This is a genomic window from Neptunomonas sp. CHC150 (assembly GCF_030397555.1).
GTDB classification, from domain to species: domain Bacteria; phylum Pseudomonadota; class Gammaproteobacteria; order Pseudomonadales; family Balneatricaceae; genus Neptunomonas; species Neptunomonas phycophila.
In genome coordinates, this window is sequence record NZ_JAPNXU010000005.1 from 14,652 (window position 1) to 29,416 (window position 14,765).

Below are 14,765 nucleotides of genomic sequence, written 5' to 3' on the forward strand. Positions count from 1 at the left end.
ACTAACCGGCAACATAAAACAAAGGCGCTTCGGCGTCTTTGCTCTTTCGAATTTTTGCATCAAAAACATCTGACAACAACGGGCTCTGCATAACACTTTGCGTGGTTCCTGTGCGTATAACACTCCCCTGCTTTAGCAATGTTACACAGTCAGCAAAACGTGCCGCTAGCGATAAATCATGCAAGATAACCACCACAGCCAACCCTTGAGACGCCATACGTTTCAGCTGCTTCATCACTACATACTGATGCGATAAATCAATTGCTTTTAGAGGCTCATCAAGCACCAATGCTCTCGTCTGAGAACTAACCTGCATAAGTAATCGCGCTAAATGAACACGCTGTTGCTCACCTCCCGATAAGCGCGTGTAATCCTGATCACGCAACGCCAATAAATCAAACGTTTCTAGTGCATGATCAAGGGTATTCACCGATGCTTCGGTATCTAAAATGGAATGAGATACTGGGTACCCCCCCATAGTAACGACTTCTTGTACACTAAAAGGAAAATCCAACCATTGTTGTTGCAGCAAAACAGCCAGTTGCACTGCTCGCTCGCTCACAGATAGTTTGCCAATGGGGCAGCCAGCACACAGTACCGTGCCAGCACTGGCTGATTGCAAACCGGCCATAGCTCTAATCAAGGTCGATTTACCCGCCCCATTAGGCCCTAGAATCACATGTAATTCCCCTGCCCTAGCTGCAAAAGACACGTCTTTTAAGAGTGTATTCGTTTGCTCAACAACCGTGAGTTTTTTGGCTTCTAAATAGATCGCAGCATGACTCATCTCGCTCGCCCTTTATGTCGCCAAAGAATCAAGGCCATGAAAAATGGACCACCTATTAATGAGGTAATTAATCCAATTGGAAGCTCCCCGGGTACCATCAGTGTACGCGACAACACATCCGCAATTAACAGAAACAAACCACCAGCCAATAAAGACATGGGCAAAACACGTCGGTTATCTACACCCACCAGCACACGAACAATATGCGGCACAACCAACCCAACAAAACCAATCAGCCCCACACAGGAAACAACAGCGCCAACCAATAAGGCTACGCTAATAATTAAACGCCATTGCAACACGGGCACGTTCACGCCCAAAAGCAACGCTTGCTCGCTACCCAACAGCAACACGTTAAGCATACGTGCACTGCGGATAATTATTGGAACTAAACCGATAGCAAGCGCGACCAACAACGCAATTTGTGACCAGTTTGCTTGTTGCACATTCCCCATTAACCAAAAAGTCACTTGTCGTAACGTCATGGTATCCGACGCATATTTAAGCACAGCAATACCCGCCGTGGCTGTGGCATTGACAGCGATTCCCATTAGCAACATAACCACGACCGACAAACCTTGCCCTCCTGATGAAAGGCGCATAACCACAGCGGTTACGAGCACCCCTCCTAAAAAGGCCGATAAAGGCAAACCTAATAAATCCGCCAAAGGATGGTCGATTAAAGGTGCTCCCAAAACCTGCCACAACACAGCGGCAAAAGCCGCACCACCGGATACGCCAATCAGCCCTGGATCGGCTAATGGATTGCGAAAAAGCGACTGAATAACAGCACCGGAGACCGATAAAAGAGCCCCGCATAATAAAACTAAAATAGCTCGGGGTAGGCGTAGCTCAACCAAAATACGATGCATAATGTCCGACGTGTCCCACCAGGCAGATATAGGAATCCAAACCGACCCTGCATGTAAAGCAACACCTCCTATTATCACTACTAAAGCGGCGCTAACAGACCAAAGAAATGCAGACCTAGTGAATCGCAATCTAACGCCCCTTTTCTAAAGTAAAATTAACGGGTATCAGAACGTCAGCCGCTACCACTATCCCATCATGCTCGGCAGGGTAAAATTGCCATTGTTTAGCTGCTTTAATAGCCGCCTGATCTAGGGCTATGTCCCCTGAGCTTTTCTCTATCTGCACTAACGATATCTCGCCTAACGGGCTTAACGAAACGCGCAACATAACAACCCCTTCAACTCCTCGCCTGCGGGCTGATCGCGGGTATTTAGGGGCCAATGGTGTGTTTTTGTATCTCACATCTTTTGATAGTAGCTGCACGACAGATGTCGCACTAGGCGGCGCTGTTTGAACTGGCGTTAACGGAGACTTAGCCGCTTTTGCTACCGTGCTGCCCTGAACATTCACTTGCTTATTGCCCGCTACTTGCGACGTTAACTGTCGAGCATTGTTAGCAGGTAAAGTTAGCGCACGTTCTTTCGTGGAAGAAATGATGGGATCAACCGGGCTGGTAGCTTCTTTTCTAGTAGTGGGCTTGGGCTCTTGCGGTTTTATGTTGTTAACTGGCTTATCCATCGCACTATTAAGCACTGCAGCATCCATCTCATTAGGCATGACCTTGGTTGTGTCCGCAGGCGTAATGGATTCATCAACAACACCCTCTTTTGGCGGACTGATAGACTTCAAACCTACCTGTAGGTGGGTCTGATTTAAAGAAGGCTCTATTGCGGCATAGCCTATCCTTTGTTGCCACACATAAAAGGCCGCTGCGTGTATAACAACGGAGATAAACAACACAATCGGCCAAATCCTTCTGTGCATGCGCCCTTCTTTATCTCTAAATTCACCCTAAACACCGCACCAACTGTCAAGCTAAGGACATCAAATGGCGAGAAATCAGTTAAAATATATAATCTACTAAAATACTAGCGCTACTTGTTTAGGGCGCCATCATATCATTGTTTTAAAAAAGGACGCCTGATGTCACCTATTTGCTCCATTAACGACATAACAGACCCCGGCGCAAAAGGCATTTTACACAACGGTGTCTCCTTTATGGTTATCAAAAAAAATGATCAATTTTATGTGTATGAAAATAGCTGCCCTCATCAAAGAATTGCACTCGAATGGCAACCTGATCAGTTTTTAGACATCGATAAGCAATTCATTCAATGCGCCATGCACGGAGCGCTTTTCACTATTGAAACAGGGCAGTGCATAGCTGGCCCCTGCCCAGGAAGGTCACTAACTCCAGTGCCTCATCAGATTATCGACAACACACTCTATCTGCCTTAACTCTCTACCTGCCTTAATTTGGCAAATTACTATCGCATTTTAGACAAACGCTCCAACGCCAACTCGATACGATTTATCCCAGTGGTGTATGAAAATCGAATATAGCGATTAGCATTAAAGCGCCCAAAATCTAAGCCTGGCGTAACGGCTATATGCTGCTTTTCCAATAACTCCCAACAATAACTGAATGTATCATCCGTGAGGTGAGAGGCATCAGCATATACGTAAAAGGCGCCCTCGGGGGTTAATGGAATCCCAAAGCCCTGCTCCCGTAGGCCATCGACCAACAAGTCTCTGCGCGCTTCAAACTCGCGGCGGCGTGACTCTAGTATCGCAAGCGTTTCTGGTTCAAATGCAGCCAAAGCCGCATATTGGGAGATAGTAGGCGGCGATATGTATAAGTTCTGAGCTATCTTTTCGATACTTTCAACAGCACTTTCAGGGGCAACTACCCAACCTAAACGCCACCCTGTCATGCCAAAGTATTTTGAAAAACTATTGATGACAAATGCCGTGTCGTCCACCTCAAGAACAGAAGGCGCATCAAAACCGTAAGTCAGCCCATGATACAGCTCATCAACAATTAACTGCCCGCCTTGCTCTTTAACTGCCGCTGAGACCTCTGCTAGCTGCTCACGATGCAATACTGACCCGGTTGGGTTAGCAGGAGAGGCGACCAAAGCTCCTGCCGTATCACTCGCCCAATGCGTTCGGATCAAATCAGCCGTCAGCTGATAGGCTTGCTGATGATCAACGGGAACTAGCTGCGCCTGGGCATCGACAAAACGCAAAAACTGACGGTTACATGGGTATCCAGGATCCGCCATCATAAAACGGGATCCGCCATTCGCTAACAAACCAAATACCATCAATAAAGCACCCGACGCTCCCGACGTAACAATCACCCGCTCTGGAGCAATGTTCAGTCCGTATCGCTGCTGATAAAAATCAGCAATAGCCACCCGCAACTCAGGAATACCTGCTGCTGGCGTATATTGTGTAAGCCCTTTATCAATCGCCCTATGGGCCGCTTCACGGATAGGCGCAGCCGTCGCGAAATCGGGCTCACCGGCTTCCATATGAACAACATCACAGCCTTGCGCATCCAAAGCTTTCGCTCTTTTGAGCAGATCCATGACTTTAAAAGACTCGATTTCACTCGCCCGTTGCGACCACTGTGTCATATTAACCTCTATAATGTAGCGATAACCGTTGATTATAAACCACCGCAGTAGCATGCCTAAGCTTGTATTTACTGAAAAATCGACTCATTACAGGTATTGCTGTTGAATTATGAGAGATATTCGACGATTTTTTCATTCATAGGACTAGCCTAACGTGAGGCGTTCTGGTAATTTCCTCAACCTTCCAAGCTCAGGAAGCTGGAATTACATAGTATTGGACTGCTGGTTTGTCCTTAGACCCCCAGCCATTTCGGAGAAGTGAGGCGCATTATGCCAAACCCTAACGATTCACAGTTCTCTCACTTTGTGCCTTACGAGGCAGCCAAGGATGAGGAGTATATGAACGAACCCCAGAAGGATCACTTCCGCGATATTCTTCTGGCTTGGAAAAAACAATTGATGGAAGAAGTGGATAGCACAATCCACCATCTTCAAGAGGAAGCATCCAACTTTGCTGACCCGAGTGATCGCGCCAGCCAAGAAGAAGAATTTAGCCTTGAGCTTCGTACTCGCGACCGTGAGCGTAAATTGATCAAAAAAATCAATGAAGCCATGGAACGTATCGACGACGACGAATACGGCTACTGCGATGCCTGCGGTATTGAAATTGGTGTTCGCCGTCTAGAAGCGCGCCCAACGGCCACTATGTGTATTGACTGCAAAACACTGGCCGAAATCAAAGAGAAGCAGATCGGTTCTTGATCGATCTTCATCGACAGGTGAGTCAGACTCGCCTGTCGAACTCTCCTTAGCCAAACCTATATCCAATGTATATTGGTCGCTTTGCTCCATCGCCCACCGGCCCACTTCATTTTGGATCATTAATTGCCGCTTTAGCTAGCTACGCCGACGCTCGTTCATCAGGTGGACAATGGTTAGTGCGCATAGAAAATACAGATCCACCCCGGGAAGTCCCTGAATCAACACATCAAATTTTACAAACACTAGAAGCGTACGGTTTTGAGTGGGATGGCAACGTCGTATGGCAACATCTACAGCATGACAAATACCAAGCCGTGCTCGATAAAATGGTTCTTGAAAGGCTCGCTTATCCATGTGATTGCTCACGCAAACAAATCATGCAACGCCATCACTCAAACCGCTATGACAACTACTGTCGTCATCGAGACGCTGTTTCAACCCCCTCTGCCATGCGATTTAAAGCGCAAGACTCGTACAACGCTCATGTAAAAGAGCAGTGGAGCGATCGTATTCAAGGACTAGTCACCAGCTCATGCAGTGACGATTTTATTTTAAAGCGTAAAGATGGATTATGGGCCTATCAACTTGCGGTTGTCGTCGATGACATAGAATCACAAATCACCCATGTGGTGAGGGGATCTGATTTGCTACATGAAACCCCCAAACAGATGCAACTACAAATAGCCCTTAATGCTCCCACCCCCAGCTATGCGCATATCCCAATCGCAACGTCAAAAACTGGCCAAAAATTGAGCAAGCAAAACTTAGCTAGAGCCATACAACCTCATGAAAGTAGCAAGTTATTGACTGAGGCGCTGGTTTTTCTCAACCAGATAGTAGATCCTGATTGGTCTGCAGCTTCACCACATGAAATTTTACAGCAAGCAATCAAAAACTGGGACATGACTCGCATCCCCCAACAGCTCGCTTTAGTGCGAGAAAAAGGATAAGCACTATGTACTCGCATCGCGTTATTCTTTTACTACTGGCTATGTGCTGGCTATTTTTACCAGCGGTATTTAGCTGGTGGCTGCAATTGGAACACAGTTTTGGACTCACCTTTTTAGCGTGGGCAATTGGCATCGCGATCTGCTTACATAGTGACCTTAAGCGAACACCATCATGAATTTTTCGGTGACTGAACTTTTTGTAATATTCACGGCGTATTTATTTTTCCTCTTTGCGATCGCCTACGCTACTGAGCGCAACATCATCCCTCGCCGCATTTCAGAGCACCCTCTAATACATGCCGTGTCTTTAGGCACTTATGCCAGCGTTTGGACCTTTTATGGTTCCTTTGGAATGATAGAACAATCAGGCATGCTTTTTCTGGCATCTTATCTTGGTGCGACTGCCGCTTTTTTCCTAGCGCCTATACTCTTTACGCCTATTTTCACCATTACTAACCGTTATAAACTCAGCTCGCTAGCTGATTTATTTGCTTTTAGATTTCGCAGCGCATTGGTTGGCACTATTACTACCTTGTTATTATTTTGTGCGATTTTGCCCCTACTCTCGATACAAATCCAAGCAGTTTCAAGCTCATTAAACGTACTCAACCGCAATGTACCTAGTCCACAGATCGCGGCAGCCTTTTGCACCCTGATCGCCTTGTTCGCTATTCTTTTTGGCACTCGGCATCCCTCCCTGCGTGCGCGCAACCGAGGCTTAGTCGTGGCCATGGCAACCAGTTCAGTTATTAAATTACTGGTTCTCTTAGGGGTCGCTCTTTATGTCTTATTTGCTGTTTTTAATGGTCCCACTGATCTACATACTTGGATAACAGAACGACCTATTATTATCGATAGACTACTCAAGAGCAGTGATGGAGAAAGCTGGCGAACCCTACTGCTAACCTTTTTCGCAGCAGCAATTGTGATGCCTCATATGTTCCATATGGCATTTACTGAAAATCGCACTACGGAAACCCTTCGAAAAGCCTCTTGGGGAATGCCTCTTTACCTATTCGGTATGGCAGCCTGCATCCCCATTATTGTGTGGGGCGGTTACAAAATAGGCGTGACAGATCACTCTTCCTTCTTAATGCTTCACTTAGGCCGCGCGCTCGAATCAGACATTATCATTATTGCTGTGCTCATTGGTGGCTTAACCGCTGCTAGCGGCATTATTATAGTGACCGCTATCTCCATGGCCTCTATGCTACAAAACCACGTTATTTTGCCGCTCATCAAAACACCAGATAACATAAAATTTTATGACTTAATCCTGTGGATGCGCCGCATTCTCATCATACTTGTCGTGTCTTGTGGATACTTTTTTTATATTGCAGCGGGCAACTCCCAACAACTTCACATGCTGGGTTTAAGCTCCTCTATTGCTTTTTTACAGTTTTTACCTGGACTCTTAGCAACGCTATTTTGGCTAGGAGCAAACCGAATAGGATTAATTTGCGGGTTAATTGTTGGCATGTTCAGCTGGGCTGTTACAACCTTTTACCCATTACTTAGCGCAGGGCAAAAGCTTAACAGCTCTCTTGAAGCAGTCGACTGGCAATCCTCGGCGATTGTCTCATTATTACTAAATATTTTCGTTTTCGTAGCCGTCTCCCGTATCACACGCACATCACCCGAAGAGCGACGCGCAGCCGAAGCATGTTTAGCAAATGCCTTCGTAACACCAGAGGGCTTGGCACGACCAGCCTTCGAAACTAAAGATATAATTCGTTTACTCTCGCCAAAATTAGGCGAAGCAGCTGCACGCAGAGAGCTGCGCCACGCCATTCGCCGCCTCAACTTAACCGCCGATCAGCTCGCGCCACTTGATATGCTGCGCTTACGAAATACATTAGAGCAAAACTTATCGGCATTGATCGGTCCTATTGAGGCCGCCACATTATTAGAGCCACTGAGCAAGCAACCTTCAAGAACAGGTGATTTCCCTGCCCGCGACATTCATTTTTTAGAAAGCCACTTAGAAACTTACCAAGCCAAATTGAGCGGTTTAGCAGCCGAGTTGGACGAGTTGCGTCGCTACCACCGTACAACTTTAGAAAAGTTGCCTATTGGCGCCTGTACAGTCTCGCCGTCTCAGCAAATTTTATTTTGGAACAATGAAATTGCCACGCTAACCCAACTGACTCCAATGGACGTTAGCGATCTCGTATTATCAGAGCTTCCACAACCTTGGTGCGAAGTGTTACCCGCATTTATCTCCCAAGAAGAAAACCACTTAACAGAAGTTCATATCCGACTACGTGATCAGGATTACTATCTCACGCTACATAAAAGTCATTTATCTGATAATCCCGACAGCTCAATTGTTCTCCTAGTCGAGGACGAAACCAGCCATCATTTACTCGCTGAAAAGCTGACACATAGTGAACGGCTCGCTTCCATTGGGCGATTTGCCGCCGGCGTAGCTCATGAAATAGGCAACCCCATTACCGGTATCGCCTGTCTTGCACAAAACTTACCGCTAGAAACAGACCAGCCCGAAGTACTAGAGACGGGAGACCAAATTGTAGAGCAAACACGGCGCATCAACCGTATCGTACAGTCGTTAATACGCTTTGCGCGAACAGGCCAAAGCATCGGAGATATCCAACTCGAACGCTTAAGGCTAGCCGACTGCGTAGAAGAAGCCATTCACTTGGTGTCACTAGACAGTCACGCCAAACAACAAAATTTTTTCAGGGATATTCCTAACAATTTAGACCTTGAAGCGGATCCTCAACTCATCACTCAAGTATTGGTCAATCTTTTAAATAACGCTTGCGATGCCTCTCCAATACAAGGAGCTATTTGGGTTCATGCCGAACAGCAAGACCAACAAATCATATTAAGTATCACGGACGAAGGCACTGGCATTGATGATTCCATTAAAGCCAAACTATTTGAGCCTTTTTTCACCACAAAAGACCCTGGCAAAGGAACGGGGCTAGGTCTACCTTTGGTGTACAACATCATCACCGAGCATTATGGTAGTATTGAGATAATAAGCCCCGCCAACCAACAGCTTCGTAACGGCACGCAAGTGATTATTACCTTGCCAGGGCTACAGAGCGACTCCGCTGAGCCGCATGTGTGAGAAACGTAGGTAGAAAATTTATGAGTCGTATTTTGATCGTAGAAGACGAGTCGATCATCCGTGCGGCGTTGAAACGCTTGCTGGAAAAACACAGCTACGCCGTCGATGATGCGGCATCTGTTGATGACGCCGTCTCCACATTTAACCTCAACGATTACCAATTAATTATTAGTGACTTACGCTTACCAGGATCTCCGGGCACGGACTTAATAACCCTCGCCAAGAATACCCCGGTACTCATCATGACTAGCTATGCAAGCATGCGCTCCGCTGTCGATGCGATGAAAATGGGTGCTGTAGACTACATTGCTAAGCCATTTAATCATGATGAAATGTTGGCTACGATCCGTACAATTTTAGAAAGCGCTGAGACCAAGACAGCAGCCTCTTTGGATGAACCAGAACCAGATAGTTCAGCCAAAGATACAGAGAACCTTGAGCAAGGCGATTTTGTTGGCAGTTGCGACGCCATGCGTTCACTCTTCACGCGTATTTCTAAAGTTGCACGCACCGATGCCACCGCCCTCATTTTAGGGGAATCAGGCACAGGTAAAGAGCTAGCAGCCAAAGCCATTCATGAACAGAGTGATCGGCGCTCAGCTCCTATGATCTCGGTTAACTGCGCCTCAATCCCCGAGACCCTCATCGAGTCAGAACTGTTTGGTCACGAAAAAGGCTCATTTACTGGTGCCAACTCCGCCCGGAGCGGCTTAATTGAAGCGGCCGACGGTGGAACACTATTTCTAGATGAAATAGGCGAGCTTCCGCTGGAGGCGCAAGCTAGGCTGCTGCGCTTTTTACAAGAAAGCGAGATTCGGCGAGTAGGCTCTGTACAGTCGAAAAAGGTGAATGTGCGCTTAGTTGCAGCCACACACAGAAATTTAAAAGAACTCGCCAAACAAGGGCTTTTCCGCGAAGACTTATATTACCGTTTATATGTAATGGAATTACGTATGCCCCCTCTTCGGGAACGTGGGCAGGATATCTTAGAGTTAGCAGATCAATTTCTCATCAAGGCTTGTGAGAAAATGTCAGCGCCGCCGGCCATGCTATCGCCAAGCTGTCGAGAAATTATGCTAGGTTATCACTGGCCGGGGAATGTCCGAGAACTCGAAAACGCTATTGAACGCGCCGTTATCTTAGCTGATGATCATATTATCACCCCCGAGCTGCTCGGCTTAGACGTTGAGGTTCGACCTTCACTCGAAACCATTGAGCACACCTACGGTGAAAGAACCGCCAATAATCCACCTACTGACTTACCCGTTCAAAAGCAATCTAGGGCGGGCTTATCCCTCGATGACTACTTCCAGCGCTTTGTTCTAGAAAACCAAGAACGCATGAATGAAACGGATTTAGCCAAAAAACTAGGCGTTAGCCGCAAATGTTTATGGGAACGCAGACAGAAACTCGGCATACCTCGTAAGCCTAAAGTAGCACAAGGGTAACACTTTAGGCTTAAAAACCCATAGGTAACACTTAATCCTCTTTAGTGTTACCTATGTGTTACCTGAGGTAACACTTTAAAGTTACACTGCGTTACATTCCTGAACACTTATTCACGAAAAATAAAATTAACTCTTTAAAAACAACAGGTTAATAAAACTGGCACATCACCTGCAATATACTAGGTGTACAAACAACAACAATAAGCTTTAAACATTAACCGCAATAAAAATAAAAATTGGAAGATGTCGTAAAGTTATCTACCTCGAATAAAAATAAAAATGAGGTTTAAAAAAGGCTGGTCGCTAGGATTGTGTAATAACACCCCTCAAGCGCCAAATAAAAATAACAAGCTTAGGTAGTACCGGCTTGCGATCAGCTTAAATATCTCTCTTTCATTCAGTTCTTCTTTCAGCTTAATGTGGTTGCCTATAGATGGTATGATTAGGAAAAACCTATGAGCTGCATATTAAATACACATGCCTACCCGACTTATTAAAAAAGTGACCGGTCTTTTCCGGAACAAATCTACATCTAACACTATCGCCACAAACGAAGCGCCTGCGCCGGTTGTTGTATCATCACCTGAACCTGATAGCTTCCCGCGTGTCATCAAAGAAGAGCAACACCAAATTGCCCGTAAGTATTTGGATGACAATGCTGCAAAAGTCGTTTATCGACTGCTCGACGGCGGCCACGAGGCTTATTTAGTCGGCGGTTGCATTCGCGATTTGTTACTTAAAAAACGCCCTAAAGATTTTGATGTGGCCACCAGCGCTCATCCCGAAGAGGCGCATCAACTTTTTAAACGCTCTCGCTTAATTGGTCGTCGTTTTAAACTGCTGCATGTTCGCTTTGGCCGAGACCTAATCGAAGTCGCCACTTTCCGCGCCAATCACGATAGCAACGACAACGAAAATGAAACCTTAGGTAAGCAATCTGACTCTGGGCTTATCTTGCGTGATAATGTATACGGAACCATTGAAGATGACGCGGTTCGTCGTGACTTCACGATTAATGCACTCTATTACAGCGTAGCCGACAAGAGCATTTATGACTTTGCTAACGGTTATGACGATATTGAAAAACGTACTATTCGAATGATAGGCGAACCCGATAGCCGTTATCGAGAAGACCCTGTACGCATGCTGCGAGCCATTCGTTTTAGCGCAAAACTCAACTTCACCATTGAGCCAGCAACCGAGGCACCTATCAAGCCGCTCGCCAATCTATTGCAAGACATTGCGCCAGCACGTCTGTTTGATGAAACACTGAAACTGCTGCAGTCAGGCCATGGTGAAGCCTCTTTCGCTCTGCTAAAAGAGTACAACTTGTTAGAGCAACTACTCCCGCTCACACAGCAAGCTATTAATGACCCAACAACCGGCAAGCAAGCTGAAACGTTAATCATTAATGCACTTAAGAATACAGATCGTCGCTTAAGCCAACGCAAAAGCGTTACTCCTGCCTTCTTATTCGCTGTACTTTTATGGCAACCGCTTCAGAATCGCATGCAAGCATTACTCAAAGAGACACGCATGCCCGTTTACACAGCAATGCAAACGGCTGCCAACGAAATCATTTCTGAGCAAGTTAAGCGTATCGCCATTCCAAAACGCTTTTCTGTACCTATGCGTGAGATTTGGGAATTACAATTAAAGTTACCTAAACGTCACGGTCACCGTGCTCAACAAACGTTAGAACAACCGCGCTTCCGTGCCGCTTATGACCTATTACTTTTACGAGAACAAAGCGGCGAACAAACCAATAACTTAGGCCAATGGTGGACACGTTACCAATCAGCATCTGAAGATGAAAAGTCCAACATGGTTGCCCAAATAAAACCAACGCGCCAACCACGCCATTCATCCCCCAAAAATGCCAAAAGCACCTCGGGAGAGAATAAACCTAAACCTCGCCGTCGTAGCCGTGCTAAAAATGACCCTCGCAACCAACAAGCCTAGTCATCTTTGTTACATAGGGCTAGGCAGCAACCTCGATAACCCCAAGCAACAGGTTATCGAGGCGCTAAATGCTCTGAACAAGATCCCTAATACGGCATTACTCAAACATTCGTCACTTTATCGGTCAGACCCCGTAGGCCCACCTGGCCAGCCTGACTATATCAACGCAGTAGCAGCACTCAGTACCCACTTAGAACCGGAACGGCTGCTGGATGAATTACAAGCCATTGAGCAAGACCATCAGCGTATTCGCAAAATACACTGGGGACCTCGGACGCTCGATTTAGATATTATTCTGTTTGGCTCTCAAATCATTACGACCGATCGATTAACGATACCTCACCCTTATGCACATGAGCGCAGTTTTGTCCTTTGGCCACTGGCCGAAATAGCGCCTGAGGACCTTCAATTCCCTAATGGGAACACACTGACTCATCTTTTAGTCTCGAACCCGCTGGGCACACTCGAAAAGATATCGGTATAATCCGCCCCTAAACCAATAAGACACTATGGGTTACCTATGAACAATGTCACATTACATACGTTATCCGCTTGCAAACAGGCAGGCGAAAAGTTCGCTGTACTGACGGCGTATGATGCATGCTTTGCGCACGCCGTTAGCGAAGCTGGGATTGAAGTGATCTTGGTAGGTGATTCCTTGGGCATGGTCCTACAAGGACAAGATAGCACGCTACCTGTCACGGTTGACGACATGGTTTACCACACTCAAAGTGTGGCCCGCGGCAATCAAGGCGCTTTAATTATGTCTGATATGCCTTTTATGAGTTATGCCACCACAGAGCTTGCCATGGCAAACGCTGCCCGATTAATGCAAGCTGGCGCTCATATGGTTAAATTGGAAGGCGACCGCTGGTTAGCCGACGCGATTGCCTTACTATCCGAACGCGGTATTCCAACCTGTGCCCACATGGGGCTAACGCCTCAAACTGTCAATAAAATGGGCGGTTATAAAGTCCAAGGACGCGACAGTGAAAGCGCTAAACAGATGATTGAAGATGCCGTCCTATTAGAAAAGGCAGGCGCCAGCTGTTTGTTACTGGAGTGCGTTCCGGCATTGTTAGCCGAAGAAATCACTCGCGCGGTGGAAATCCCTGTTATCGGAATCGGAGCAGGAGCTGCTACTGACGGGCAAGTACTGGTTGTACATGACATGCTAGGCTTAACACCCAAACGTACTCCCAAGTTTGTTAAAAACTTTATGGCAGACACCGGTGACGTCCAATCAGCCTTGCGTGCCTACGCGATTGCCGTAAAAGACGGGAGTTTCCCGGCCGAAGAGCACACATTTAAGTAAGCGATAATGAAAACTTTCCACACCGTTCAAGAATTACGTGAGGCGCTCGCTAGTGAGCGCCAACACGGCCACCGTATAGCGCTCGTTCCAACCATGGGAAACTTGCACGAAGGCCACATCTCTTTAGTTGAGGCCGCAAAACAGCACGCTGACATTATTGTGGCGACGGTTTTTGTTAACCCTCTTCAGTTTGGGCCTAACGAAGACCTTGACACTTACCCGCGCACCTTAGATGCCGACAAAACACAATTATCAGCGGCTGGGTGTCACTATCTGCTAGCCCCCTCAGTAGAAGAAGTCTACCCCGACGGCCAAGCCACACAAACACAAGTATCCGTTCCGGGCGTAACCGAACTTTACTGCGGAGCTAGCCGTCCAGGCCATTTTGATGGTGTCACGACTGTCGTTTGCAAACTTTTTGGCATGGTACAACCAGATGTAGCCCTGTTTGGTGAAAAAGATTTTCAGCAACTTTTTGTCATTCGCAAGATGACACGCGACCTATGCATGCCAATCGATATCGTCGGCGTACCGATCAAGCGCAACGCTAAAGGTCTCGCTCTCAGTTCACGCAACGGTTACCTCTCAAAATCACAACTTGAGACGGCGACTATTTTAAACCAAACTCTTAAAGCACTTAAAGATCAGCTAATAGCCGACATTGAGCCTCGAGACCAGCTGCTTAAAAAAGCACAAGAAGCGCTCGAAGCCGCCGGTTTTACACGAGATTATTTGGTACTTGCTCGCCAGTCGGATTTACAGCCAGCACAACCGGATGATACCGATTTAGTGATATTAGCAGCCGCTTTCATGGGCCAAACTCGACTAATAGACAACATTGCTTTTCGTCTATAACCCCTTCCCTAAGCCCTTTGTCCCTGATACGTTTGAAACAAGCACAAAGAACATTTTATTGATCTTTGTGCTTGCATTCGTGTTATTGCTCGCACACTATGGATTTCTACCGCAGTGCAACATTTTTTATGTTACATAGCGGCAAATATGCCAAGGATAACCATAAAACTAGGCAATAAGGATGGGACTAAAAA

At 46.6% G+C, this 14,765-nt stretch carries 13 protein-coding genes; 9 read left to right on the forward strand and 4 right to left on the reverse strand.

All coding sequences use genetic code 11. The features are described from left to right. Position 1: 1 nt before the first annotated feature. The 3 genes from OW491_RS04510 to OW491_RS04520 are packed head-to-tail and all read right to left on the reverse strand — an operon-like array spanning position 2 to position 2,584. A complete protein-coding gene (locus OW491_RS04510; RefSeq protein WP_083637644.1) occupies positions 2–787 on the reverse strand; it encodes a heme ABC transporter ATP-binding protein in 786 nt (261 codons plus the stop codon). Beyond that, a complete protein-coding gene (locus tag OW491_RS04515; protein ID WP_075179322.1) occupies positions 784–1,788 on the reverse strand; it encodes an iron ABC transporter permease in 1,005 nt (334 codons plus the stop codon). The genes OW491_RS04510 and OW491_RS04515 overlap by 4 nt, the downstream gene beginning before the upstream one ends. A 1-nt stretch (position 1,789) precedes the next feature. Continuing rightward, a complete protein-coding gene (locus OW491_RS04520) occupies positions 1,790–2,584 on the reverse strand; it encodes an energy transducer TonB (protein ID WP_083637647.1) in 795 nt (264 codons plus the stop codon). Between the two features lie 159 nt (positions 2,585–2,743). Between OW491_RS04520 and OW491_RS04525 the strand changes: the two genes are divergently transcribed. Continuing rightward, a complete protein-coding gene (locus OW491_RS04525; protein ID WP_075173056.1) occupies positions 2,744–3,058 on the forward strand; it encodes a Rieske (2Fe-2S) protein in 315 nt (104 codons plus the stop codon). 29 nt (positions 3,059–3,087) lie between these two features. On the opposite strand, the gene OW491_RS04530 is transcribed toward OW491_RS04525, so the two are convergent. Further along, on the reverse strand, positions 3,088–4,242 hold the full coding sequence (locus OW491_RS04530) for a pyridoxal phosphate-dependent aminotransferase (protein WP_075173057.1): 1,155 nt from the start codon (positions 4,240–4,242) through the stop codon (positions 3,088–3,090). Between the two features lie 270 nt (positions 4,243–4,512). On the opposite strand from OW491_RS04530, the gene dksA reads away from it, so the two are divergent. The 8 genes from dksA (at position 4,513) to panC (ending at position 14,571) form a co-directional block, all read left to right on the forward strand. Further along, positions 4,513–4,944: an RNA polymerase-binding protein DksA gene (gene dksA, locus OW491_RS04535; protein WP_075173058.1), complete on the forward strand. Its 432-nt coding sequence runs from the start codon at positions 4,513–4,515 to the stop codon at positions 4,942–4,944. Positions 4,945–5,009: 65 nt separating this feature from the next. After that, complete coding sequence (gene gluQRS, locus OW491_RS04540) at positions 5,010–5,894, forward strand: tRNA glutamyl-Q(34) synthetase GluQRS (RefSeq protein WP_290034853.1); 885 nt, start codon at positions 5,010–5,012, stop codon at positions 5,892–5,894. Positions 5,895–6,066: 172 nt separating this feature from the next. Then, positions 6,067–8,991, forward strand: coding sequence for a sensor histidine kinase (locus OW491_RS04545; protein WP_075173060.1), 2,925 nt, complete (start codon positions 6,067–6,069; stop codon positions 8,989–8,991). Positions 8,992–9,011: 20 nt separating this feature from the next. Continuing rightward, a complete protein-coding gene (locus OW491_RS04550; RefSeq protein ID WP_290034855.1) occupies positions 9,012–10,439 on the forward strand; it encodes a sigma-54 dependent transcriptional regulator in 1,428 nt (475 codons plus the stop codon). Between the two features lie 477 nt (positions 10,440–10,916). Beyond that, positions 10,917–12,401: a polynucleotide adenylyltransferase PcnB gene (pcnB, locus tag OW491_RS04555; RefSeq protein ID WP_290034857.1), complete on the forward strand. Its 1,485-nt coding sequence runs from the start codon at positions 10,917–10,919 to the stop codon at positions 12,399–12,401. Beyond that, on the forward strand, positions 12,376–12,885 hold the full coding sequence (gene folK, locus OW491_RS04560) for a 2-amino-4-hydroxy-6-hydroxymethyldihydropteridine diphosphokinase (RefSeq protein WP_290034858.1): 510 nt from the start codon (positions 12,376–12,378) through the stop codon (positions 12,883–12,885). The genes pcnB and folK overlap by 26 nt, the downstream gene beginning before the upstream one ends. A 36-nt stretch (positions 12,886–12,921) precedes the next feature. Continuing rightward, positions 12,922–13,716, forward strand: coding sequence for a 3-methyl-2-oxobutanoate hydroxymethyltransferase (panB, locus tag OW491_RS04565; RefSeq protein WP_277251799.1), 795 nt, complete (start codon positions 12,922–12,924; stop codon positions 13,714–13,716). A 6-nt stretch (positions 13,717–13,722) separates the two neighbouring features. Continuing rightward, a complete protein-coding gene (gene panC, locus OW491_RS04570) occupies positions 13,723–14,571 on the forward strand; it encodes a pantoate--beta-alanine ligase (protein ID WP_290034860.1) in 849 nt (282 codons plus the stop codon). Positions 14,572–14,765 lie beyond the last annotated feature (194 nt).

Coding starts and splice junctions, on each gene's coding strand:
- OW491_RS04510 (WP_083637644.1), bottom strand. CDS start 787: ATGAGTCATGCTGCGATCTATTTAGAAGCCAAAAAACTCACGGTTGTT.
- OW491_RS04520 (WP_083637647.1), bottom strand. CDS start 2,584: ATGCACAGAAGGATTTGGCCGATTGTGTTGTTTATCTCCGTTGTTATA.
- OW491_RS04525 (WP_075173056.1), top strand. CDS start 2,744: ATGTCACCTATTTGCTCCATTAACGACATAACAGACCCCGGCGCAAAA.
- OW491_RS04530 (WP_075173057.1), bottom strand. CDS start 4,242: ATGACACAGTGGTCGCAACGGGCGAGTGAAATCGAGTCTTTTAAAGTC.
- dksA (WP_075173058.1), top strand. CDS start 4,513: ATGCCAAACCCTAACGATTCACAGTTCTCTCACTTTGTGCCTTACGAG.
- gluQRS (WP_290034853.1), top strand. CDS start 5,010: ATGTATATTGGTCGCTTTGCTCCATCGCCCACCGGCCCACTTCATTTT.
- OW491_RS04545 (WP_075173060.1), top strand. CDS start 6,067: ATGAATTTTTCGGTGACTGAACTTTTTGTAATATTCACGGCGTATTTA.
- OW491_RS04550 (WP_290034855.1), top strand. CDS start 9,012: ATGAGTCGTATTTTGATCGTAGAAGACGAGTCGATCATCCGTGCGGCG.
- pcnB (WP_290034857.1), top strand. CDS start 10,917: ATGCCTACCCGACTTATTAAAAAAGTGACCGGTCTTTTCCGGAACAAA.
- folK (WP_290034858.1), top strand. CDS start 12,376: ATGACCCTCGCAACCAACAAGCCTAGTCATCTTTGTTACATAGGGCTA.
- panB (WP_277251799.1), top strand. CDS start 12,922: ATGAACAATGTCACATTACATACGTTATCCGCTTGCAAACAGGCAGGC.
- panC (WP_290034860.1), top strand. CDS start 13,723: ATGAAAACTTTCCACACCGTTCAAGAATTACGTGAGGCGCTCGCTAGT.